This is a genomic window from Mesorhizobium sp. L-8-3 (assembly GCF_016756615.1).
In the GTDB taxonomy this organism is placed as follows: domain Bacteria; phylum Pseudomonadota; class Alphaproteobacteria; order Rhizobiales; family Rhizobiaceae.
Genome location: NZ_AP023262.1, coordinates 2,876,686 through 2,897,692, shown reverse-complemented (window position 1 = coordinate 2,897,692; position 21,007 = coordinate 2,876,686). Strand labels below are relative to the sequence as shown.

General features: G+C 64.0%; 19 protein-coding genes and 1 riboswitch. Of the genes, 2 read left to right on the top strand and 17 right to left on the bottom strand.

Annotated features, from left to right (window positions below; translation table 11 throughout):
• Positions 1-2 precede the first annotated feature (2 nt).
• Positions 3-94: riboswitch (glycine riboswitch) on the bottom strand.
• A 167-nt stretch (positions 95-261) separates the two neighbouring features.
• The 3 genes from JN302_RS13595 to JN302_RS13585 all read right to left on the bottom strand — a co-directional run bounded on the left by JN302_RS13595 (position 262) and on the right by JN302_RS13585 (position 4,196).
• A complete protein-coding gene (locus tag JN302_RS13595; protein WP_244846315.1) occupies positions 262-1,707 on the bottom strand; it encodes an amidohydrolase family protein in 1,446 nt (481 codons plus the stop codon).
• A 121-nt stretch (positions 1,708-1,828) separates the two neighbouring features.
• The gene (locus JN302_RS13590) at positions 1,829-2,998 is read right to left on the bottom strand and encodes a M24 family metallopeptidase (RefSeq protein WP_202333236.1); all 1,170 of its coding nucleotides are present in this window, start codon (positions 2,996-2,998) and stop codon (positions 1,829-1,831) included.
• Positions 2,999-3,029: 31 nt separating this feature from the next.
• Positions 3,030-4,196: a mandelate racemase/muconate lactonizing enzyme family protein gene (locus JN302_RS13585; protein ID WP_244846314.1), complete on the bottom strand. Its 1,167-nt coding sequence runs from the start codon at positions 4,194-4,196 to the stop codon at positions 3,030-3,032.
• A 153-nt stretch (positions 4,197-4,349) separates the two neighbouring features.
• On the opposite strand from JN302_RS13585, the gene JN302_RS13580 reads away from it, so the two are divergent.
• On the top strand, positions 4,350-4,664 hold the full coding sequence (locus JN302_RS13580; protein ID WP_202333234.1) for a hypothetical protein: 315 nt from the start codon (positions 4,350-4,352) through the stop codon (positions 4,662-4,664).
• A 94-nt stretch (positions 4,665-4,758) separates the two neighbouring features.
• On the opposite strand, the gene JN302_RS13575 is transcribed toward JN302_RS13580, so the two are convergent.
• The 4 genes from JN302_RS13575 to JN302_RS13560 all read right to left on the bottom strand — a co-directional run bounded on the left by JN302_RS13575 (position 4,759) and on the right by JN302_RS13560 (position 8,290).
• The gene (locus JN302_RS13575) at positions 4,759-6,156 is read right to left on the bottom strand and encodes an NAD(P)(+) transhydrogenase (Re/Si-specific) subunit beta (protein WP_202333233.1); all 1,398 of its coding nucleotides are present in this window, start codon (positions 6,154-6,156) and stop codon (positions 4,759-4,761) included.
• A gap of 3 nt (positions 6,157-6,159) precedes the next feature.
• Positions 6,160-6,570, bottom strand: a complete 411-nt coding sequence (locus JN302_RS13570) for an NAD(P) transhydrogenase subunit alpha (RefSeq protein ID WP_202333232.1) — start codon at positions 6,568-6,570, stop codon at positions 6,160-6,162.
• Positions 6,570-7,967, bottom strand: coding sequence for a Re/Si-specific NAD(P)(+) transhydrogenase subunit alpha (locus JN302_RS13565; protein ID WP_202333231.1), 1,398 nt, complete (start codon positions 7,965-7,967; stop codon positions 6,570-6,572). The genes JN302_RS13570 and JN302_RS13565 overlap by 1 nt, the downstream gene beginning before the upstream one ends.
• Positions 7,968-8,041: 74 nt before the next feature.
• The gene (locus JN302_RS13560; protein ID WP_202312813.1) at positions 8,042-8,290 is read right to left on the bottom strand and encodes an aa3-type cytochrome c oxidase subunit IV; all 249 of its coding nucleotides are present in this window, start codon (positions 8,288-8,290) and stop codon (positions 8,042-8,044) included.
• 225 nt (positions 8,291-8,515) lie between these two features.
• Here JN302_RS13560 and JN302_RS13555 point away from each other — a divergent pair, with 225 nt between their 5' ends.
• Positions 8,516-8,980 carry a Uma2 family endonuclease gene (locus JN302_RS13555; protein WP_202333230.1) on the top strand — a complete coding sequence of 155 codons (465 nt, stop codon included), beginning with the start codon at positions 8,516-8,518 and terminating at the stop codon, positions 8,978-8,980.
• Between the two features lie 118 nt (positions 8,981-9,098).
• On the opposite strand, the gene JN302_RS13550 is transcribed toward JN302_RS13555, so the two are convergent.
• From JN302_RS13550 to JN302_RS13505, 10 genes are all read right to left on the bottom strand, one after another.
• Complete coding sequence (locus JN302_RS13550) at positions 9,099-9,935, bottom strand: ABC transporter ATP-binding protein (protein ID WP_202333229.1); 837 nt, start codon at positions 9,933-9,935, stop codon at positions 9,099-9,101.
• A gap of 72 nt (positions 9,936-10,007) precedes the next feature.
• Positions 10,008-11,327 (bottom strand): ABC transporter substrate-binding protein, encoded by a 1,320-nt coding sequence (locus JN302_RS13545; RefSeq protein WP_202333228.1) that lies wholly within the window; start codon positions 11,325-11,327, stop codon positions 10,008-10,010.
• Between the two features lie 93 nt (positions 11,328-11,420).
• The gene (locus tag JN302_RS13540) at positions 11,421-12,497 is read right to left on the bottom strand and encodes a branched-chain amino acid ABC transporter permease (protein WP_202333227.1); all 1,077 of its coding nucleotides are present in this window, start codon (positions 12,495-12,497) and stop codon (positions 11,421-11,423) included.
• A 104-nt stretch (positions 12,498-12,601) separates the two neighbouring features.
• Positions 12,602-13,561: a branched-chain amino acid ABC transporter permease gene (locus JN302_RS13535; protein ID WP_202333226.1), complete on the bottom strand. Its 960-nt coding sequence runs from the start codon at positions 13,559-13,561 to the stop codon at positions 12,602-12,604.
• 46 nt (positions 13,562-13,607) lie between these two features.
• Entirely contained in the window at positions 13,608-13,757 is a 150-nt protein-coding gene (locus JN302_RS13530; protein ID WP_202333225.1) for a DUF3096 domain-containing protein, read from the bottom strand.
• A 12-nt stretch (positions 13,758-13,769) separates the two neighbouring features.
• Positions 13,770-14,594, bottom strand: coding sequence for an ABC transporter ATP-binding protein (locus JN302_RS13525; protein WP_202312801.1), 825 nt, complete (start codon positions 14,592-14,594; stop codon positions 13,770-13,772).
• The gene (locus JN302_RS13520; RefSeq protein ID WP_274609282.1) at positions 14,591-16,576 is read right to left on the bottom strand and encodes an AMP-binding protein; all 1,986 of its coding nucleotides are present in this window, start codon (positions 16,574-16,576) and stop codon (positions 14,591-14,593) included. Before JN302_RS13520 ends, JN302_RS13525 begins: the two co-directional genes overlap by 4 nt.
• A gap of 241 nt (positions 16,577-16,817) precedes the next feature.
• Positions 16,818-17,492, bottom strand: coding sequence for a Crp/Fnr family transcriptional regulator (locus JN302_RS13515; RefSeq protein ID WP_202312798.1), 675 nt, complete (start codon positions 17,490-17,492; stop codon positions 16,818-16,820).
• 208 nt (positions 17,493-17,700) lie between these two features.
• Positions 17,701-18,414: an N-acyl amino acid synthase FeeM domain-containing protein gene (locus JN302_RS13510; protein ID WP_244743285.1), complete on the bottom strand. Its 714-nt coding sequence runs from the start codon at positions 18,412-18,414 to the stop codon at positions 17,701-17,703.
• Positions 18,415-18,633: 219 nt separating this feature from the next.
• A complete protein-coding gene (locus JN302_RS13505; RefSeq protein ID WP_202333223.1) occupies positions 18,634-20,946 on the bottom strand; it encodes a putative bifunctional diguanylate cyclase/phosphodiesterase in 2,313 nt (770 codons plus the stop codon).
• Between the last annotated feature and the right edge of the window lie 61 nt (positions 20,947-21,007).

Sequence of the window (21,007 nt, the reverse complement as noted above, 5' to 3'; positions counted from 1 at the left end):
CGTTCAACTGCATGGTCTCTTTGCCTGAGAGTTTCCTGGGGGGTTGCTCCGTCGGCGCCGGCCATCCGCGGCCGATCTCTCCCATGCAGCCTCTTGAACGCGATATGTCTCTACCGTTCGACCGGCGCCCCCGCAACCTCTGCCGCGGAGGCACCCAGAGCAATTCCAGCAAAAGTGCGCAGCGGTTTTGCGTCCGGAATTGCGTGAGAACAAAGAGTTGGAGCGTTTGCGCGATTCGGGAAAAGCGCAAATGCGCCAACGTCAGTTGCCTTCGTCGTAGAGCGTCGTGGTGGTCTCGACGCCCTCTTCATGCAAGCCGGCGCGCCTGACCGCTGCGGCCGCCAGTTCACGCGCCCTGCGGCGGATATGGGCCTCGTCGATGCCCTGCACCTTGCCGTCGGCGTAAAGCACCTTGCCGTCGACCCAGGTCTGCGTGATCGATGCGGTCGAAGCCGAGAAGACCAGCGCCTGGAGCGGATCGTAGAAAGGCGTCCATTCGACATGGTCAAGATCGAACAGGATGAAGTCCGCCTTCTTGCCGATCTCGAGCGAACCGATCTCGTCGTCCCACATCAGTGCCCGGGCGCCTTCGATCGTCGCGGCCCGCAACGCCTGCCTCGCGGTAAAGATATCGGGCTGCATGCGGGCGTCCTTGAACATGCCTGCGACGACGAGCATCTGCCGCATGAGGTTCATGTTGCCTGCCGCCGACACGCCGTCGGTGCCGAGCCCGACCTTGACGCCGGCCTTGACCATCTCAGGGTATTTGCCGATCGCCGTCGCGCCCTTGCCGAGCTTGAAGGACGAGCACGGGCAAAAGGCCACGCTGGCGCCGCGTTCGGCGAGCAGCCGGACCTCTTCGTCCGACACCGCCGCGCCATGGGCGATGACCAGGTTCTTCCCGATGCCGCCGGCCCGGTCGATCCGGGTGATAGGCCAGCAGCCATATTTGCTCTCGCAGACCTTGGCTTCCTCGATCGATGTCGCGAGGTGATAGGTGGTGCCGACACCGAGCCTCTCGGCGAGCTTCACCGCGCCGACATGCAGTTCGAGGGTGCAGGGTTCCTTGCCCTCGATATTGACCCAGCAGCGGGCGCGGCCGTCCAGCGCCCCATTGTAGCGCGTGACGCAATCCTCCAGCACCTTCAGCGCTGTCTCCGCGTCGGGGAAGAAGTGGTGCTCGGCCATTTCACGGGTCCAGCCGCGCGGCAGTTCCGCCGGCGGATTGTCGGCGGCATGACGCCCAGTGATCCCACGGATGCCGGTCTGCTCCATGGCGCGGATCACGATCCCCGGATCGTATTGGGAGCCCATATCCAGGAAGCAGGTCGTGCCGCAGCGCAGCATCTCGGTGATCCCAAGCAGCGCGCCCCAATATTCGTCCTCTTCCGTGATATGGGCATAAAAGGGCTTGGCCCAATGGAAGACCCAGGCGCGCGTGTTGAGGTTGTCGGGGAAGACCGCCCGCGACAGCGTCTCGGACAGATGGACGTGGCTGTCCACGAAACCCGGGCAGATACCGAGCATCCTGCCGTCGACCACCTTGTCGAAGCTCGTCGCGTTGTGGCGCGCCGCGACATCCGCCGCCGGCCCGATATCGGCGATGCGGTCATTCTCGACGACCACGCTGGCGCCGCGCAGGACCGTGTCGTTCTTGTCGACCGTGAAGGCGAAGTTCAAGTCTTTGATCAGCGTGCGCATAGTCATCCACCCGTCCACGGACCGTCATTCGGACTGCTTCCCACCGGTCCGGCAGTGGGTCGTCGCTGGCGACGGGGCCGCTGAAGGCCCTTGCCGCCTATTCTCCACTCGATCGGCGGCTCGCCGCTCAGGCCACCTGGCGCGCCGCCGCTTTGCCGGCGGTGCCCGTCAGGATCAGCCGGTCGGTATCGGCATAGTCGGAAAGCAGCTCCGATCCGGTCGCCGTGACGAGCAGCATGTCCTTGTTCTGCATGCCGAAGCCGTAGCCGGTGTCGTAGCAGAGCGGCTCGAAGCCGAGCACCATGTTCTCCTCCAGCGGCGCGTCGCCGCCGGGCTTGCCCAGGACCGGGGTCAGTCCGAGATACGGATCCTCGTGCAGATGCAGGCCGATGCCGTGCCCGACAAAGGAGATCGGCGGCAGGCTCAGCTTGGCAAGCTTCGCGATGAAGGCATCGTAGATTGCCCTGCAACTCGCGCCCGGCTTCACCTTCTCCATGATCTCGTATTTGCATTCGACGAGATGGGCCCAGATCTTCTCGGCCATGGGAGGCGCCTCGCCGACGATCGCCGTGCGGCAGACCCCGGCCTGGTAGCCGTTGATGACGGAGAATATCTCGACGCGGCAGACGTCGCCGCGCTTCAGCACACGCTCCGAAGGACCAACATTGGGAAGCACGCTGCGTTCACCCGTGGCGACGATGAGCAGCTTGAAGTGGTCAGCGCCCAGCGAATAGACATTGCGCGTCAGATGACCGGCGATGTCCATCTCGGAATCGCCCTCGTCCACGACGGCGAGCGTGTCGGTGATGGCCTGGTCGGCGATCCGCGACAGCCGGCGCAGAAGTGCTACCTCCTCGGCCGTCTTGATCTGGCGCAGCCGGGCGAGGAGAGGCTCGGCATGCTCGAACCTGGCTCCAGGCATCGCCGCGACCAGCCGGGCGAAGTCGCCCGCCGGCAGGTAGTCCATCTCGAGCCCGATGCGGGCCTTGGCGAGACCGAGGCTCTCCAACTGGTCGGCTAGAACCAGCATGGGATTGTCGGAGAATTCCGCCCAGATGCGCGTCGGCACGTCGGGCTGGCGCCGCTTGATGGTAGAGGCCTCCATGTCGACGCCGAAGAGCGCTTCGCGGCCATCCGCGGTGACGATCGTCATGGCATGGCGATGGCGGATGAGCGGCTGGGACGGCACGACGAAGCCGGTCGTATAGGCGAAGTTCTCCGGCGACGAGCAGATCATGGCGTCGAGCCCATGCTGCGCCATTGCCTTCACCTGTTTCGCGACGATTTCTGCCCGCATGATTGTTCCTCTCCTGATATCCGTGCCGTGTTCAATCGCGCACGCGGTATTTTTCGATCTTGCCGGGATCCACCTCGATGCCCATGCCGGGGCCGGAGGGGACCACGATGGCACCGTCGGCGAACTGCATGGGCTCGGCCAGCAGGTCGTCCTTGTAGTAGATGCCGCCGACCTGGCCGCGCTGCGCCTCGGCCGGTGTCGAGACGGGAATGACGCAGGAGAGCGTGACGGCGGGCGATGCGGCTGCGAGTTGGACATTGGCCAGATTGCCGACACCCGTCTCGATGGAGCCGTTGACGTTGCAGATGATGCCGGCGGCACGGCACACGGCTCCGACCTCCATGGCCTTGTAGAGGCCACCCGACTTGGTCGTGTAGATCGAGACGATCTGGATCCCGCCCGACTGGATGATCTGCACGGCGTCATGCGCATTCCAGGCCGACTCGTCCGCCATCACGGGCGCGTCGATCCGGCGCCCGACCTCGGCGATGCGCTCGATGCCCATGACCGGCTGCTCGACATATTTGAGCCGGTTCTTCTCCATCCTGCGCACGGTCTGGACCGCCTCGCCCGGCGTCTTGTAGCCTTCGTTGGCGTCGACGCAGATCTCGACCGCCTCGCCCGCGACCTCGCGGACGGCGTTGACCATGGCGACGTCTCGATCGGGATCGACGCCGATCTTGACCTTGATCGTCTTCACGCCTTCCGTGACCAGCTTGGACACCTCGGCACGCGCCTCCTCGATCGAGATCAGGCCGATCGAATGGGTGACCGGCACACGATCGCGCGCCTTGCCGCCGAGCAGCGTGTGGACCGGCACATTCAGCCAGCGGCCCGTGAGATCATAGGCAGCGAACTCGACGGCGGCCTTCGAATAGGGATAGCCGCGGATGATCGCATCCATCCTGGCGTGCAGTTCGGCGAAGTTGCCGAGATCCAGCCCGATCACCGCCGGGGCCAGATAGGTATCGATGACGGAACGGCTGATCAGCGCCGATTCGCCGAAATAACGTCCGAACTCGCCGCCCCAGTCCTTGAGCGCCGGCGCCTCACCCCATCCGACGCGACCGTCGCTGTCCGTCATCCGGACCATCACATAGCGGCCGATGACTTCCGTCAGGCCGGCCCATTTGTGCTCGCGCCGGGTGGGCAGTTGGACAATCAGTGTTTCGATGGACTTGATCGTAGGCAAGAGCACACCTTTGCGATTGTGACCTGCAGCGTGACGCGCTAAGCTGCGATCATCTACTGTGATCACAGTTTATGATCATATTCTGAGGTCGTCAAGGGTTGAAAGCGGCATCGTGCGCGGCTCGCGCCAGAGACATCGGAGGACCGGGAGGAGAAGGTTATGATCGTCGAGACGACCAACTATTTCGCCAGGGAAGGTCAGGCCGCGGCAGTGCTCGCCCAGCGGCGCAAGGCATCCGCCATTCGCCGGGAACTCGGGCTCGAGCCGGGGCGGATCTATGTCAAGCTGGAGGGCGCTGGGCCCGACATCCGCTGGGAATGCCGCTTCCCGTCATTGGAAGCCTACGAGGCCGACATGGCCGCAAGGGCGCAATCCCAGGCATTCACCGCGGCGCGCAAGGATATGCACACGCTGCTCGAACGTTTCGAGCGCCACCTCTCCGTTCCGGACGAACTGCCGGGCGACGGTGGTTGATTCCGGTTTGGTGTCCGGTCGCGGACGCTAACGAAAAAGCCCGGCGTTTCGGCCGGGCTTTTTCGTCTGGCTGTGGATGGGATGGTCGTTCGGCTCAGTGGTCGAAGGCCTTGACGATCTCTTCGGTCATCTTCTTGGCGTCGCCCAAGAGCATCATGGTGCCGTCCTTGTAGAACAGCGTGTTGTCGATGCCGGCATAGCCCGAGCCCAGCGAGCGCTTGACGAACAGGCAGATGCGCGCCTTGTCGACGTCGAGGATCGGCATGCCGTAGATCGGGCTCGCCTTGTCGTCGCGCGCCGCCGGGTTGGTCACGTCGTTGGCGCCGATCACATAGGCGACGTCGGCCTGCGCGAACTCGCTATTGATGTCTTCGAGCTCGAACACCTCGTCGTAGGGCACATTGGCCTCGGCCAAAAGCACGTTCATGTGGCCCGGCATGCGGCCGGCCACCGGATGGATGGCGTATTTGACCTCGACGCCGGCCGCCTTCAGCTTGTCGGCCATCTCGCGCAGCGCGTGCTGGGCCTGCGCCACCGCCATGCCGTAGCCCGGCACGATGATCACCTTCTGCGCGTTCATCATCAGATAGGCCGCGTCGTCGGCCGACCCCTGCTTCACCGTGCGCTCGATGCCGTCGTCGGCGACCGCCGCCGCCTCGCCGCCGAAGCCGCCGAGGATCACCGAGATGAAGGAGCGGTTCATGCCCTTGCACATGATGTAGCTGAGGATCGCGCCCGACGAGCCGACCAGCGCCCCGGTGATGATCAGCGCCAGGTTGCCCAGCGTGAAGCCGATGCCGGCCGCCGCCCAGCCCGAATAGGAGTTCAGCATCGACACCACCACCGGCATGTCGGCGCCGCCGATCGGGATGATGATCAGCACGCCGAGCACCAGCGACGCCGCCACGATCAGCCAGAACGCGATCGTGCTCTGCGTGGTCACCAGGAGCACGATCAGCACCACCAGCGCGATGCCGAGCGCGGCGTTGACGGCATGCCGGCCCGGCAGCATGATCGGCTTGCCCGACATGCGCCCGTCGAGCTTCAGGAAGGCGATGACCGAGCCGGTGAAGGTGACCGCGCCGATCGCCACGCCGAGGCTCATCTCGACCAGCGCCTGGCCGTGGATGGCGCCGAGCGAACCGATGCCGAAGCTTTCCGGCGCATAGAGTGCGGCCGCCGCCACCATCACCGCGGCAAGGCCGACCAGGCTGTGGAAGGCCGCCACCAGCTGCGGCATCTTGGTCATCTGGATGGAGCGCGCCACATAGGCGCCGACACCGCCGCCGATGGCCAGCCCGACCACGATCAGCGCCAGGCCGCCGAGGCTCGGCGTGGCCAGCGCCAACGTGGTCAGGATGGCGATCCCCATGCCGATCATGCCGTAGAGATTGCCCTGCCGGCTGGTCGTCGGATGCGACAGGCCGCGCAGCGCCAGGATGAACAGGATGCCGGAGACCAGATAGAGGAAAGAGGCGAGATTGGCGTTCATCGCTTACTTCTCTTTCTTCTTGTACATGGCCAGCATGCGCTGGGTCACCAGGAAGCCGCCGAAGATGTTGACGGCGGCGAGCATGAGCGCGACGAAGCCGAAGCCGGTGGCAAGGCCGGAGGCCGAGATGCCCACCGCCAGCAGCGCGCCGACCACGATCACCGACGAGATCGCGTTGGTGACCGACATCAGCGGCGTGTGCAGGGCCGGCGTCACCGACCACACCACGTAATAGCCCACGAAGATCGCCAGCACGAAGATGGCGAAGCGGAACACGAAGGGATCGATGGCGCCGCCCGACAGCGCATGCGCCACATCGCCGGCCGCCGGCGCCTGGGCCAGATCCGCGATCGCCATCCTGACCGCCGCCACCGACTGCTCGAGCTGGTCGAGGGCTTTTTCCAACTGTTCCATCACGCCTCTCCCCCGGTTTTGGGCGCCGCCGCTGGTTTCGATGACGATTTGGCCGCGGCAAGCGGCTTCGCCGGCTTGTCCGCCGCGGCAGCTGCCTTCGCCGGCTTGGCCGCGGCAACCGGCGTCTTCGCCGGCTTGTCCGCTGCCGCCGTCGGCTTCTTCGCCGATTTCCTCGCGGCAGCCGCTTTGGTCGGCTTGGCCGCGGCAACCGGCATCGCCGGCTTGTCCGCCGCGGCAACCGGCACAGCCGCCACGCTGGCCGCCGCATCGGCGAAGGCCGCATGCACCACCTTGCCGCCGTCGGTCAGCATGGTTGCCTTGACCAGCTCATCCTCGCGGTTGATCGCAAGCTTTTTGTTCGCCTTGTCGACCAGCGTCTCCACGAAGGCGTAGAGGTTCTTGGCGTAGAGCAGCGACGCCGACGCCGCCACCCGGCCCGCCACGTTGAGATGGCCGACGATCTTGACCCCGTTGGCCGTGGTCACGATCCTGCCGGCCTCGGCACCCTCGACATTGCCGCCGCGCTCCACCGCCAGGTCGACCAGCACCGAGCCCGGCTTCATCGAGGCCACCATCGCCGCCGACACCAGCCGCGGCGCCGGACGCCCGGGGATCAGCGCCGTGGTGATGACGATGTCCTGCCTGGCGATGTGCTCGGCCGTCAGCGCGGCCTGCTTGGCCTGGTATTCCTTCGACATCTCCTTGGCATAGCCGCCGGCGGTCTCGGCCTGCCTGAACTCCTCGTCCTCGACCGCGATGAACTTGGCGCCGAGCGAGGCCACCTGCTCCTTGGCGGCGGGCCGCACGTCGGTCGCCGTCACCACCGCGCCGAGGCGGCGCGCGGTGGCGATCGCCTGCAGGCCGGCCACGCCCACCCCCATGACGAAGACCTTCGCCGCCGGCACCGTGCCGGCCGCCGTCATCATCATCGGCAGGGCCCGGTCATATTCGGCCGCCGCGTCGATCACCGCCTGGTAGCCGGCCAGGTTGGCCTGGCTCGACAGCACGTCCATCACCTGGGCGCGGGTGATGCGCGGCATGAACTCCATGGCAAACGCCGTCACCCCGGCCCGCGCCAGGGCCGCCACCGCCGCGTCGTTGCCATAGGGGTCCATGATGGCGATGACGGACGAACCTGATTTGTAGCCCTTGAGCTCCGCCTCGCTCGGCCGGCGCACCTTCAGCACCATATCGGCCCGGCCCGCATCGGAGGCCTTGCCGATCGCGGCGCCCGCTGCGGCGAAATCCGCATCGACGATGCGCGAGCCCAAACCCGCACCGGCCTCCACCACCACGTCGAAGCCGAGCCCGACAAGCCGCTTCACCGTCTCGGGCGATGCACCGACACGGGGCTCGTTCGCGTCGATCTCAGCCGGTACGAAAACTGTCTGTCCCACCGCCTCTATCCCTCCGGTTGGAACCCATATCCTTCGCAGCCCGGCTTCCGCCGGTCGTTATCGAAGCGGAAATATCAGCTGATGTGCCCCGGGATGTCGCGGAGCAGATAACCGCCCACGGCGCAGATCACCAGGAACAGCACAAGGGAAGCGAAGAAGCCGGCCGGAGCGAAGAAGCCGAAGGCCATGGCGACCAACAGGGCCACGCAGACCAACGACACATATTTGGTCAGGGTGATGAAGAGCTGATAGGTCTTCTCATGCTCCTGATAGTCCATCGGGGCGCCCGTCTCGACGGGGCCGGTCGGCGTGTGATCAGCCATTGTGTATCCCTCGCAAAGCCTGTCGCCCGGCACATAGCGAAAAGCAGGGCCAAGGGCAATGGCGCTATTGGCCGCTGGTCTGCGACAAGAGCGTCAAGCAATTCCGCGATAATGTGTGGCCGCACGCCGTTGACGGCGGCCACCCGGCCGAGGCGAAGCCGTCGCTGGCCCATCTTCTGGTCGAAACAGCGATTTGATATTGTCGACCCGCAGGTGGAGTGAAAGATGGCCGAGAAAGCCAGCCGTCCGATGACGATCGACGAGTTCTTCGAATGGCAGAAACACCAGGACAGGAACTACGAACTCGTCGACGGCCTGCCCGTGATGACCGTGAAGGCCATGACCGGGGCGACCGACCGGCACGACAGCATCGCGGTCAACACCATCGTCGCTTTCGGAAACCAGTTGCGCGGCAAGCTTTGCCGACCCAAGACTTCGGACACATCGATCCTTACGTCTCGCGGCACGCGCCGCCCCGACGTGCTGATCGAATGCGACAAACCGGATCCACGCTCCATGACGGCGGACGATCCCCGGGCCGTGATCGAGATCCTGTCGCCTTCGACCACTCGGTATGACCGCTTCCAGAAACTGGCAGAATACCAACAGCATCCGGCGGTGAAGGTCGTGCTCCAGGTCGACAGCGAGGCGCCGCAGGTGACCATCTGGCGCCGGGGCCCGAATGGCTGAGCGACAGAGGAAGCCATCGGCCTCGACGCGACGATCGCGTTGCCGGAGATCGGCACGTCGCTCGCGCTGGCTGAGCTCTACCGCGACATCGCGTTCGACGTCGGGCGCGAGTGACTGCTCACGCCAGCCAGCGTTTGCGGCGCTTGTAGTGCTTGACGTCCCGGAAAGACTTGCGTCCTTCCCCGCCGACACCGAGATAGAACTCCTTCACGTCCTCGTTCTCGCGCAGCGACGACGCTTCGCCGTCGAGCACGATGCGCCCCGATTCCAATATGTAGCCGTATTTGGCGTAGCGCAGCGCGACATTGGTATTCTGCTCGGCCAGCAGGAAGGAGACGCCCTGTTCCTCGTTGAGCTTCTTCACGATCTCGAAGATCTCCTCCACGAGCTGCGGCGCCAGCCCCATGGACGGCTCGTCGAGCAGGATCATCTTGGGCCGTGACATCAGCGCCCGGCCGATCGCCGTCATCTGCTGCTCGCCGCCCGACGTGTAGCCGGCCTGGCTCTGCCTGCGCACCTTGAGACGCGGGAAATACTGGTAGACCAGATCGAGGTCGTCGCGGATCGCGGCATTGCCGTCGCGGCGCGTGAAAGCGCCGGTGAGCAGATTGTCCTCGACCGACAGATGGCCGAAACAGTGGCGGCCTTCCATGACCTGGATGCAGCCGCGCCGCACCAGCTCATTGGGGGAAAGCGCCTGCACCTCCTCCCCCTCGAAGACGATATTGCCCTTGGTCACCTCGCCCCGTTCTGCCTGGAGCAGGTTGGAGATTGCCTTCAGCGTCGTCGTCTTGCCTGCTCCGTTGGCGCCGAGCAGCGCGGTCACCCCGCCCTTCGGCACGGAAAGGGAAACACCCTTCAGCACCAGGATGACATGGTCGTAGATCACCTCGATGTTGTTCACCGACAAGATCGGCGTGGCTGGTGCCGGGGCGGGTTGGTGTGCGTTGCTCATCCTGTATCCTTGCAGAAACCGACCGGACCGGCCGGCCCTCTCCCCGTTACGGAAGAAGGCCGGCGGCGCTGGCTACATCTTGCATTCCTCGTTGACCGGCCAGGGCTGGTTGGCGTCGGCATATTCCTTGGCCTTGGCCGCAACGATCGGATCGATCGCGGCGCGATCCGACTCGAGCAGTTCGGAAACCTTGACGAACTTCGTGCCGTCCCATTCGAGCATCCAGGCGCCTGCATGGCCGGTATGGTCCGAGCAGGAGGTCGAGAAAGGCGGGATCATGCCCTCCAGGCCGAGTTCCTTCAGCTTGGCCTCATCGAGCTTGAGGTTCTCGAGGCCCCAGCGAAGCTGTTCGGCGTTGATGACCTTGGCGTTGAATTGGGCCTGCGCGGCCTTCACCCCTTCCGCCAGAATCATCGAGATCAGCACGCCGCGCTGGTAGAACACGGAATCGAACTCGCCGTCGGCCGTGTTGGCCATCGACTTGCCGGCGTCGACCACATACTTCTTGATGTCCTTCATCGCCGGCGCCTCGGAATTGGGCAGGCTCCAGGAAATCGACCGGTAGCCCTTGCCGGCGTCGCCGACCAGCTTCAGGTCGCCGTCATGGCCCGACCACCAGATGCCGACAAACTGGTTCATCGGATATTTGGTCTTGGCCGCCTCCGTGATGGCACCGGCATTCATCGCGCCCCAGCCCCACATCAGCACGAAATCGGGCTTCTCGCGGCGGATCTGCAGCCACTGCGCCGACTGGTTCTGCATTTCCTTCAGGCCGACAGGGATCGGCAACAGGGTGAAGCCATGCTTGGCGGCAAGCGACTCCAGAAGCGGAATCGGTTCCTTGCCATAGGGATGGTCGAGATGGAGCAGCACGATCTTCTTGCCCTTCAGGCTGTCCAGATCGCCGCCCGAAATGTTCTTCAGGATCATCGAGGCCCCATCCCAATAGGAGGACGGCGGATTGAAGGCCCACTGGAAGGTCTTGCCGTCCTGCATGGCGGAGAATCCGTAGCCGGGCGCCAGAATCGGTATCTTGTCGACATTCGACTTGGGCAGGACCTGGAGCGTGATGCCGGTAGACCATGGCTGGGTGACGATGCCGCCGGCCGCTTTGGTCTTCTCGTAGCACTCGACACCCTTCTCGGTGTTGTAGCCGGTTTCGCACTCGTCATAGCCGAGCTTGACCCCGTTCACCCCGCCGTCGCGCTCGTTGAGCATCATCATATAGTCGCGCTGGCCATTCATCAGCGGGATGCCGGTCGCGGCGAAAGGCCCGGTCCGGTAGGAAAGGTTCGGCAGGTTCACCATGTCCTCGGCCATCGCGGGCACCGCGAACGCGGTGCCCGCGGCAAGGGCCGCCGCCAATAGGGCTGTCTTCGCTGAAAACTTCATCTGCGTCTCCTCCTGTTGTCCGTTTCTCCGAAAGGGCCGGGCGAACCGACCCCGTTTGCGGCGGCAGCCCCCGGCAGCCGCCTCGTCTTTCCGTCAATGCGGAAATGGCCACATGATGAGCTTTTCCCTGATGATCGCCCAGAACCGTGCCAGGCCGTGCGGCTCGACAATGAGAAAGAAGATGATCAGCGCGCCGATGGCCATGGTATTCAGGTGCTCGCCCGTTGAGGAACTGATCGGAATGCCGAGCGCGCCGGGGACGAAATTCAGCACCACCGGCAGCGCCACGATCAGGATCGCGCCGAGATAATTGCCGAGGATCGAGCCCAGCCCGCCGATGATGGCGATGAACAGGACGCGGAACGACAGCGGAATGTCGAAGAGGTTCGGCTCCGCCGCGCCGCGCCAAAGGAAGACGAAGAGCGCGCCGGACACGCCGACGATGTAGGACGACACCGCGAAGGCGGAGAGCTTGGCCCTCATCAGATTGATCCCGACGAGCTCGGCGGCGATATCCATGTCGCGCACCGACTTCCATATCCGCCCGATGCGGCCGCGCGTGATGTTGATGGCCAGCCAGGTGACAAGTGCCACCACGCAGAGCACGAAATAATATTGCGTGATCGCCTTGGCCTGCGGGCCGGCAACGGTGATGCCGAGCATCTCGATATTCGGCACCTGGATCGCGCCCGACGCGTTGTAGTTGTAGAGCCAGCCCCATTTCTCGAAGAGCCAGACCAGGAAGAACTGCGCCGCCAGCGTGGCGATCGCCAGGTAGAAGCCCTTTATGCGCAGCGACGGCAGCCCGAAGGCCACGCCGACGGCGGCCGAGAAAAAGCCCGACAACGCGATCGCAACGACCAGATTGAGCTCGGGGAACAGCGTGATCAGCTTGTAGCAGGCATAGGCGCCGACACCCATGAAGGCGCCGGTACCGAGCGAGAGCTGCCCGGCATAGCCGGTCAGGATGTTGAGGCCGAGCGCCGCCAGGGAATAGATCAGAACCGGCACGAGCAGCGCACGGAAGGCGAAATCGCTGGCGGTGAGAGGAAAGACGAAGAAGGCGACGATGAGGATGAAGGCCAGCAGCCAGGCGTCCTGGCGCAGCGGGAACAGCGCGTGGTCGGCGCGGTAGGAGGTCTTGAACTGGCCTGCGGTGCGGTAGAGCATCAGCCGTTGCCTCCGAATGAAACCGGATGCAAGCCATCACCCTGCAACTCGAGGGGGAAGGAAACGCCCGCGTCTTGAAACTTTGCCTGGAAACTCGCCATCGCTCACACCCGCTCGATGATCTTTTCGCCGAACAGGCCCTGCGGCCGGAAAAGGAGCACGATCAGCGCGAAGACGAAGGCGAACCAGGTCTCCGTGTTGCCGCCGAGCAGCGGCTGGCCCCAATAGATCTCGAAGAGCTTCTCCAATATGCCGATCGCCAGGCCGCCGAGGATCGCGCCAAGCACCGATTCCAGGCCGCCGAGCATCAGCACCGGCAATGCCTTGAAGGCGATCACCTCCAGCGCGAAGGACACGCCGGCCCGCGCCCCCCAGACGATGCCCGTGACGAGCGCGATGATGCCTGCAATGAACCAGACCAGAACCCAGATGCCGGACAGGGAGATGCCCACCGAGAGAGCAGCCTGGTGATCGTCGCCAAGCGCCCGGATCGCCCGCCCCATCTTCGACCTGTTCAGGAAGATCAGCAGCCCCGCGACCAGCGCAACCGCGCCGATCACCGCGGTCAGGTCCTTCTGCTCGATCGAGACGAAACCGCCGAACGGCTCGAAGTCGAAGGAGCCGGACGGAATATAGAGCTGCTCGGTGATCATCACCTTGTTCTCGCCGCCGAAGATCGTCTCGCCGAAACCGACCAGGAACAGCGTGATGCCGATCGTCGCCATGAACAGGATGATGTCGGGCTGGTTGACCAGCGGGCGCAGCACCACACGTTCGATGCAGACCGCGAGGATGAACATCACCAGCAGGGTCAGCGGCACGGCGAGCAGCGCCGGCACGCCTTTCTCGTGCAGGCCCACCAAGGTGAGCGCCGCGAAGACGACCATGATGCCTTGCGCGAAATTGAAGATGCGGGACGATTTGTAGATCAGCACGAAGCCGAGCGCGATCAGCGCATAGAGCACGCCGGATACCAGCCCTTCCCAAAGCACCTGCAGGAGGAAATCAGGCGCGCCGAACATGTCGGCGAAAGGCTTCACCAGGATGGCGTTCAACAGTTCCACGGCTTTCCCCTCTTTCTCATTGCCACCACTCCCGGCTTCGATCTGTTCATCCGCCCAGTTGCGGGAAGAGGCCGAGCAGCCCCACGAGGATCAGGTAGATCGCGACGATGTAGTTGAGCAGCCGCGGCATCACCAGGATGAGTATGCCGGCAATCAATGCGATCAACGGCCCGATGGTGATTGCCGTGAATGTCATCCGCCGCTCCTTTCAATGGGCGACGCCGAGATAGGCGTCGATGACCTGCTGGTCGGCCTTGACCGCGTCGGGCGTGCCGTCGGCGATCTTCTTGCCGTAGTCCAGGACGACCACACGGTCGGAAAGATCCATGACCACGCCCATATCGTGCTCGATAAGGGCGATGGTCGTGCCGCGCTGCCGGTTCACGTCGATGATGAACCGGCTCATGTCTTCCTTCTCCTCGAGATTCATTCCCGCCATGGGCTCGTCGAGAAGCAGCAGGGACGGTTCCATGGCCAGCGCCCGGCCGAGTTCCACCCGCTTCTGCAGGCCGTAGGGCAGCTTCCCGACCGGTGTGCGGCGGATATGCTGGATCTCCAGAAAGTCGATGATCTCCTCGACCTTCTCGCGATGCTCTATCTCCTCGCGCAGCGCCGGCCCGTGCCAGAGCATCTGCCAGAACAGGCCGCGCCGCATCATCACCGAGCGGCCGGCCATGATGTTGTCGAGCGTCGACATGCCCTTGAACAAAGCAACGTTCTGGAAGGTGCGGGCAATGCCCTGTCGCACGGCATGGTGAGGCTTCATGCCGCGCCGCTCCACGCCGCGGAACACGATCGTGCCGTGCTGCGGCGTGTAGAAGCCGTTGACGACGTTGAGCATCGAGGTCTTGCCGGCGCCATTCGGCCCGATGATCGCCCGGATCTCGCCCTTTCTGACGTCGAAGGAGATATTGGTGATGGCCTTCACGCCGCCGAAGGACAGCGAGACGTTCCTGACCTCGAGCAGGGTTTCGCCATGCGGTATGCCGTCGTCCGGGGCGGCGACGCGCAACGTATCGGGCAAGGCATTCATTCGGCGGCCTCCCTGATCGGCTCCGCCGCACCGTGGATCTTGGCGTCCATGATCCGCACGGTGGCGCGGATATGCCCTTTGCGACCATCCTCGAAGGTCACCTCGGTCTCGACATTCTTTTCCGTCGTACCGTCATAGAGCGCCTCGATCAGCTCGTGATAGCGCTCGGCGACGAAGGAACGCCGCACTTTCATCGTCCTTGTCAGTTCGCCGTCGTCGGCGTCCAATTCCTTGTGCAGCACCAGGAAGCGCCTGATCTGGCCGCCCGCCATCATCGGCTCCCTGGCGAGACGCCGGTTGGTTTCGTCGACATGGCCGGCGATCATCCTGTAGACCTCGGGGTGGCCGGCGAGTTCCTGATAGGAGGCGTAGGCGATGTTGTTGCGCTCGGCCCAGTTGCCGACCGCCTGCAGGTCGATATTGATGAAGGCGGCGGAGAAATCGCGGCCGTCGCCGAAGGCCACGGCCTCCTTGATGTTGGGGAAGAACTTCAGGACGTTCTCGATGTATTTCGGCGCGAACAACGCGCCCGAACGCAGCCTGCCGACGTCCTTGGCGCGGTCGATGATCCTGAGCTGGCCGTCCTTCTCGAAGAAGCCGGCGTCGCCGGTCTTCACATAGCCGTCCGGCGTCATCGTTTCCGCGGTCTTGTCCTCCTGGCGGAAGTACCCGGAGAACATTCCGGGCGAGCGGAACTGCACCTCGCCGGCCTCGGAAATGCGGATGTCGACATTGGGCGCGGCCGGTCCGACCGCGTCGGAGCGCACGGCACCGTCCTTCTGCACGGTCACGTAGAGGAAAGCCTCGGTCTGGCCGTAAAGCTGCTTGAGATTGATCCCGAGCGAGCGGAAGAACGAGAACAGATCCTCGCCGATCGCCTCCCCGGCGGTATAGGCGACCCGGATCTTCGACATCCCCAGCACATTCTTGAGCGGCCCGTAGACCAGGAGGTTGCCGAGGGCATAGTTCAGCCTCGCCAATAGCGGGACCGGGCGTCCTTCAAGGATCGCCTCGCCATGCTTGCGGGCCACCTGGATGAAATGGTCGAAGAGCCAGCGTTTCAACCGGCCGGCATCCTCCATGCGTATGGTGACGCTGGTAAGGAGCCCTTCGAAAATTCGCGGCGGCGCGAAATAGAAGGTCGGCCCGATCTCGCGCAGGTCCTGCGGAACTGTCTGTGGGCTCTCGGGACAATTCATGCAGAAGGCGCTCACATAACCCTGCGCGTAATTGAGATAGTGATCTCCGACCCAGGCGAGCGGCAGATAGGCAAGCACGCTGTCCTTCTCGGTCAGCCGGTCGAAGGCCGCCGTGTCGCGGGCGGCCTTGACCGCAGCCGAAGCCTTGACCATTACGCCCTTGGAGCGGCCGGTCGTACCCGACGTATAGAGGATGACGGAAATGTCGTCGCCGCTCGCCGCGCGGATTGCATCCGCCCAGCGGCCCGCCGCCTCGGGATCGGCCCTCTCCACGGCCGCCCCCTTGTCCTGCACGGACGTGAAGGCTGTGAGCCCCCTGGGGTCGTAGTCGCGCAGGCCGCGCGGCTCGTCATAGACGATCTCCTTCAGCGCCGGGATCTTGTCCTGGAACGACTGTATCTTGTCGACCTGCTCCTGGTCCTGGACGATCGCGAATCGGACCTCGGCATGATCGAGCACATAGGCCATCTCTTCGGCGACGGCGTCTGCATAGACCGGAACGGGAACGGCTCCGAGCGACTGGGCGGCGGCGAAACTCCAGTAGAGCCGCGGACGATTCGCCCCGACAATGGCGACGCGCTCGCCGCGGGAAAGGCCGAGCGCCTGCAGGCCGAGGGCGAGCCGCCGGATCTCGTCCGCCTGCTCGCTCCAGTTCCAGCTCTGCCAGATGCCGTAGTCCTTGTGCCGCATCGCCGGCCGCGATGCGTGGTGCTCGGCATTGAAGAGCAGATATTTCGGGAACGTGTCGAGCTCGGCGCCCGCGCTCCCCGCAGGCCGCGACACATCGCTGGAATATGCTTCGCCGGACGCAACCGTTCGCGCCAATATGCTTCCTCCCATCCGCCGGCGAGACCCTCATCTTGCCGGGTGGAACCGTCGTTGTGTCTGCGGTTCCGTATCTCTTCGCAGGAAACTAGCGCCGATAAGTCATGCCGACAACAGAGGCATTGACAGACAGCCCCCGGAATTGTCTTATGAACTGCCGCTTGTTGCGCCGTGTCCAGCCTGGCCGAGAGCGTTTTACCTACCCGTCATATTTACTGAGCCTGTCGAGATCGAGAACGGTGATGCGTTCGTGCTCGACCTTCAGCAGCCCTTCCTCCTCGAGCGCCTGCAGGCTGCGATTGGCGACCTGCCGCGAAACGCCGGCCAGAAGGCCGAGCTCCTCCTGTGTGATCTCGATATGGCCGCCCGCGCCGGGATAGAGCACCGGATTGAAGAGCCACGACAGGTTGCGCGCCACGCGCGCCTTGGGATCGAGGATGCGGTCGTATTCGATGGTCGCGATGAACTGACCCATGCGCTCGTTGAGCTGCCGCACGAGGAAGCGGTTGAACCCAGTGGAATTCTCGTAGAGCCAGAAGAAGGTCGACTTGTTGAGCATCGCCAGGCGCGTGTCGCGGATGGCCACGAGGTCGTATTTGCGCGGTTCGTCCTTCAGCACCGAACCTTCACCGAACCAGCCCCCGGGTCCCGCGCCGGCAAAAGTCATCGCCTTGCCGCTGCGCGAGATGGCGCTGATCTTGACGAGGCCTGTGACCACGCCGGTCCAGTAGTCCAGCTTGTCGCCACGATGGCAGACATAGCTGCCTTTCGAGAAGGACCGCTCGGTGAAACCACGGCGCGCCCGCTCGATCTCGTCCTCGGCGAGTTCCGCGGCCCAGACGGCCGATCTCACGAGGTCATGTGCCGTAGCCATTGCGTCCTGGCGCCACGTTCCTGCCGCATCGGCCCGGAATCGTACCCGATTCTCGGAAAGCGCGATGCCTGGATTCTAAATGTCAGGGCGCCCCTGAGCGCGCCCGAAATGGACGCGCGGCGCTCCAGCGTTCTCGACGGAATCAATGGCATCCGAATCCGGGAACTTCAAACTCCATGACACGCGAAATGCCGCCCGCCGACGGACTTCATGCGGCGTCGAGAAAGTACCTGGCCGTCGGCAGGATGGTGAGCGGGCCGATCTCTCCCAGCTTCGGGCGCTGGAAGAGCATGCGCTGCTCCATCGGCGTCGACCTGAAGAAGGGAAAGCGCTGCTCGGCCTGATCGACCGCCGCGGGGGTCCGCGACTGGTAGAGATAGACCGGGATGGTCAGGCCCGGATAGGTGCGCGCCTCGACCACGGACTCGGCCTCGAACACGCGCTTGTAGAAGGCGGCATGCTCTTCCTTGATGGCGGTCAGGCAGGCATCGGGCTTGAAATAGCGCGAGGCGACCATGGCCAGCCGCAGCGTCACGTAAGGCAGAACGCGCAGGGACGCCGACCAGTCGTGATCGGCCGCGAAGCGGCTCGGATCGACGAAGGTCTCGCCGGCGGCCAGGCGCGGCATCAGCACGTCGTGGAAGACCTCGGTGCTCGGCGAAAGAGGATATTTCGCGCTGACATAGTGGAGGCGCAAGGTGCTGACGAGATGGCCCTCGAAGAACACGCCGAACCGGTAGGAGTTCGGCAGGTCGTCGAAATGGTCCTTGACCATCCTGGACGCGTTCGGCTTCACCATGCCGGCCATCAGGTAGGAGTTGTACCGCAGCCGATAGATCGCCTCGAGGTCCTCGCCGCTGTCGCAGAAGCGATACTCGATCCGGTCCATGACCGACAGCACCGTCCTGCTGAAGGCGGACATGCCGCCTTGTTCCTGTGTTCGATCGATGGTCTGAGGCGAATTCAATCCGTTGCCCTTCATCGTGACTTCTGCCGCATCGTACCGCTAGAAAACGTTAACCGACGCGACCAGATGTGGAAAGTTGAAACTTTGTACAGACAACTTTACCGGGCATTAACCTTGAAAAAGGGTTAACGACCAATCACAATTCGACAAAGATTTTAACGAATTTCAATTTACTCAGCGTCGTGCGCTGCGCCTGGCCGTCCTGACTTCCTTGGCGAAGGGCCAGACGGTCGACGACATCGTCTCGATGCCGGAGGCCGAAAGCGGCGCGCCGAACAGGAAGCCCTGCACGAGGTCCGGCTTCACCGACAGCGCCAGTACCTTGAACTGGTCGAAGGTCTCGACGCCCTCGACGGTGACCTGCAGGCCGAGCGGCCGCGACAGGTTGACCACTCCCTTGAGCAGCTCGAGCGAACGCTCGTTCTGCGTCACGTCGATGAGGAAGCTGCGGTCGATCTTGACCTTGTCGAGCGGCAGCTTGTGCAGATAGCTGAGGCTCGAATAGCCGGTTCCGAAATCGTCGAGGGCGATGCGGACGCCCAGCGCCTTCATCTCCTCGATCAGCTCGCGGGTGAGCGAATTGTCGTCGAGCAACGCCGTCTCGGTCACCTCGATCTCCAGCCGTCCCGGCGCGAGACCGGCCTCGTCCAGCGCGGCGCGAACCTTGCCGACGATTTCGCGGTTGCCGAAATCCTTGGCCGAGAGATTGATCGAGACATTGATCGGTTCCGGCCACTTGGCGCATTCCCGAGTAGCGGCGGCGAGCATGAAGCTGCTGATCTCCGATACGATGCCCATCTCCTCCGCCAGCGGGATGAACACCGCCGGCGATATGGGACCGAGCTCCGGATGGTCCCAGCGGCACAGCGCCTCGCAGGAAGCGATGCTCATCGTCGTCATCGAGACGATCGGCTGGTAGACCACCCGCAGTCCCCTGGACTCCACCGCGTTCCTCAGGTCGGCCTTCAGCAACTGCTTGTTGCGGAAGGCCTCGTCCATCGTCGCCTCGAACAGCCGCCAGCTGTTCTTGCCGAGCTCCTTGGCCTTGTAGAGGGCAAGATCCGCCTTGACGATCATGGCGTCGACATCGGTGTCGCCGGCCCGCGACAACACAGCGCCGGCGCTGGCCTGGATGCGCAAGACATGGCCCGCAACATCCGTCTCTCCCTGCAGTCCGGCGAAGATCCGGTCGAGAAGCTGGGCCAGATGGTCCTCGGACTCGATGCGGTCGAAATAGATCATGAATTCGTCGCCGCCGAAGCGGCCGATCTTGAGGTCCTCACAGGCGAAGGTGCCGAGCCGCTCCGCAACCGCATAGATCAGCCCGTCGCCGACGGGGTGGCCGAGCGTGTCGTTGACGCTCTTGAAGTCGTCGAGATCGAGCACCGCCAAGGCGCAGGATCGGTCTCGATCGCCGCTGGCCATGGCCTCCACGACGAGCTCGTGAAGATAGGCCCGGTTCGGCAGTCCCGTCAGGCTGTCGAAACGGGCCATTACGCGGATCTTCTCCTCCGACCGCACGCGCTGCGTGACATCCTCGAAAGTGATGACGCCGAGATCGTCGTGCCCTTCCCGGGTCGACAGCTCGAAGTACCGGCCGTCGGCGAAGCTGACCAGCACCTTGCGGTCCCGGCCGTCGCGCAGGGACCGCGTGAGCTGCGCCACCACGTAGCGGCACTCATGCATGTCGAGCACGCCGGCAGCGACGCCGCGCATGAACAGCGCCTCCAGCGAGCGGCCCATGATCGCCTCGGGGGAGGACATGGCCATCAGATGGGCAGCCTCCGCATTGGCCACGACGACACGACCGTTGGGGTCGAGCATCACCAGGCCATGCGGCATCGTGTTCAGGGCGCGGTCGAAACGATGGGCGATCTGCCTCGCCTGCTTGTGGCCGATCACCGCGGAGAACAGCACCTCGCGAACCTGGTCGGCGGTGCCTTTGATGATGAGATAGAACGGAAAGATGATCAGCCCGAGCATGACATGCGCGAAATCGCCGCGAAGCATCAGGCCGAGGCCGATCGGGCCGACGAAACACGCGGCGAAGATGGTGACCATGCGCGCCGAGCCGTAATTGCGGCCGGCGACGGTAACGATCGAGCCGAGCGTCACGCCGAACCCCGCAAGCTGGGCAAAGGGGTCGGTCGCCACGTAGAGCGAGACGAAGCAGAAGAACCCCAGCGTGAAGGCCTGGATACTTCCCTTGATCAGATATTCGCGTTCCCAGTGCCATGCCTCATCGCGGCTGGCGATCTGTCCCGACTTCTTGAACCTGCGCATGCCGGCATAGCGCCACACGCCGATTGCCAGCAAGAGCACGCCGAGCACGGCATAGATCGGACGGCCGTTGTTCCAATAGACCAGAAAGGCGGCCGTGGCATGGATGGCCGCGCCGACGAGAACAGTGTGCGCGCTGTTGAACAACGAGCGCACGAACTGGATATACACATCGTCGGGGATGTGGTTCTCGCTTGTTTTGCCCATCACCAGCGGCCTAAGATCGGGCCAACGTGTGCCACATTCGCATTAATAAAGGTTTATCCGG

Coding starts and splice junctions, on each gene's coding strand:
- JN302_RS13595 (WP_244846315.1), bottom strand. CDS start 1,707: ATGACTATGCGCACGCTGATCAAAGACTTGAACTTCGCCTTCACGGTC.
- JN302_RS13590 (WP_202333236.1), bottom strand. CDS start 2,998: ATGCGGGCAGAAATCGTCGCGAAACAGGTGAAGGCAATGGCGCAGCAT.
- JN302_RS13580 (WP_202333234.1), top strand. CDS start 4,350: ATGATCGTCGAGACGACCAACTATTTCGCCAGGGAAGGTCAGGCCGCG.
- JN302_RS13575 (WP_202333233.1), bottom strand. CDS start 6,156: ATGAACGCCAATCTCGCCTCTTTCCTCTATCTGGTCTCCGGCATCCTG.
- JN302_RS13570 (WP_202333232.1), bottom strand. CDS start 6,570: ATGGAACAGTTGGAAAAAGCCCTCGACCAGCTCGAGCAGTCGGTGGCG.
- JN302_RS13560 (WP_202312813.1), bottom strand. CDS start 8,290: ATGGCTGATCACACGCCGACCGGCCCCGTCGAGACGGGCGCCCCGATG.
- JN302_RS13555 (WP_202333230.1), top strand. CDS start 8,516: ATGGCCGAGAAAGCCAGCCGTCCGATGACGATCGACGAGTTCTTCGAA.
- JN302_RS13550 (WP_202333229.1), bottom strand. CDS start 9,935: ATGAGCAACGCACACCAACCCGCCCCGGCACCAGCCACGCCGATCTTG.
- JN302_RS13545 (WP_202333228.1), bottom strand. CDS start 11,327: ATGAAGTTTTCAGCGAAGACAGCCCTATTGGCGGCGGCCCTTGCCGCG.
- JN302_RS13540 (WP_202333227.1), bottom strand. CDS start 12,497: ATGCTCTACCGCACCGCAGGCCAGTTCAAGACCTCCTACCGCGCCGAC.
- JN302_RS13530 (WP_202333225.1), bottom strand. CDS start 13,757: ATGACATTCACGGCAATCACCATCGGGCCGTTGATCGCATTGATTGCC.
- JN302_RS13525 (WP_202312801.1), bottom strand. CDS start 14,594: ATGAATGCCTTGCCCGATACGTTGCGCGTCGCCGCCCCGGACGACGGC.
- JN302_RS13515 (WP_202312798.1), bottom strand. CDS start 17,492: ATGGCTACGGCACATGACCTCGTGAGATCGGCCGTCTGGGCCGCGGAA.
- JN302_RS13510 (WP_244743285.1), bottom strand. CDS start 18,414: ATGTCCGCCTTCAGCAGGACGGTGCTGTCGGTCATGGACCGGATCGAG.
- JN302_RS13505 (WP_202333223.1), bottom strand. CDS start 20,946: ATGGGCAAAACAAGCGAGAACCACATCCCCGACGATGTGTATATCCAG.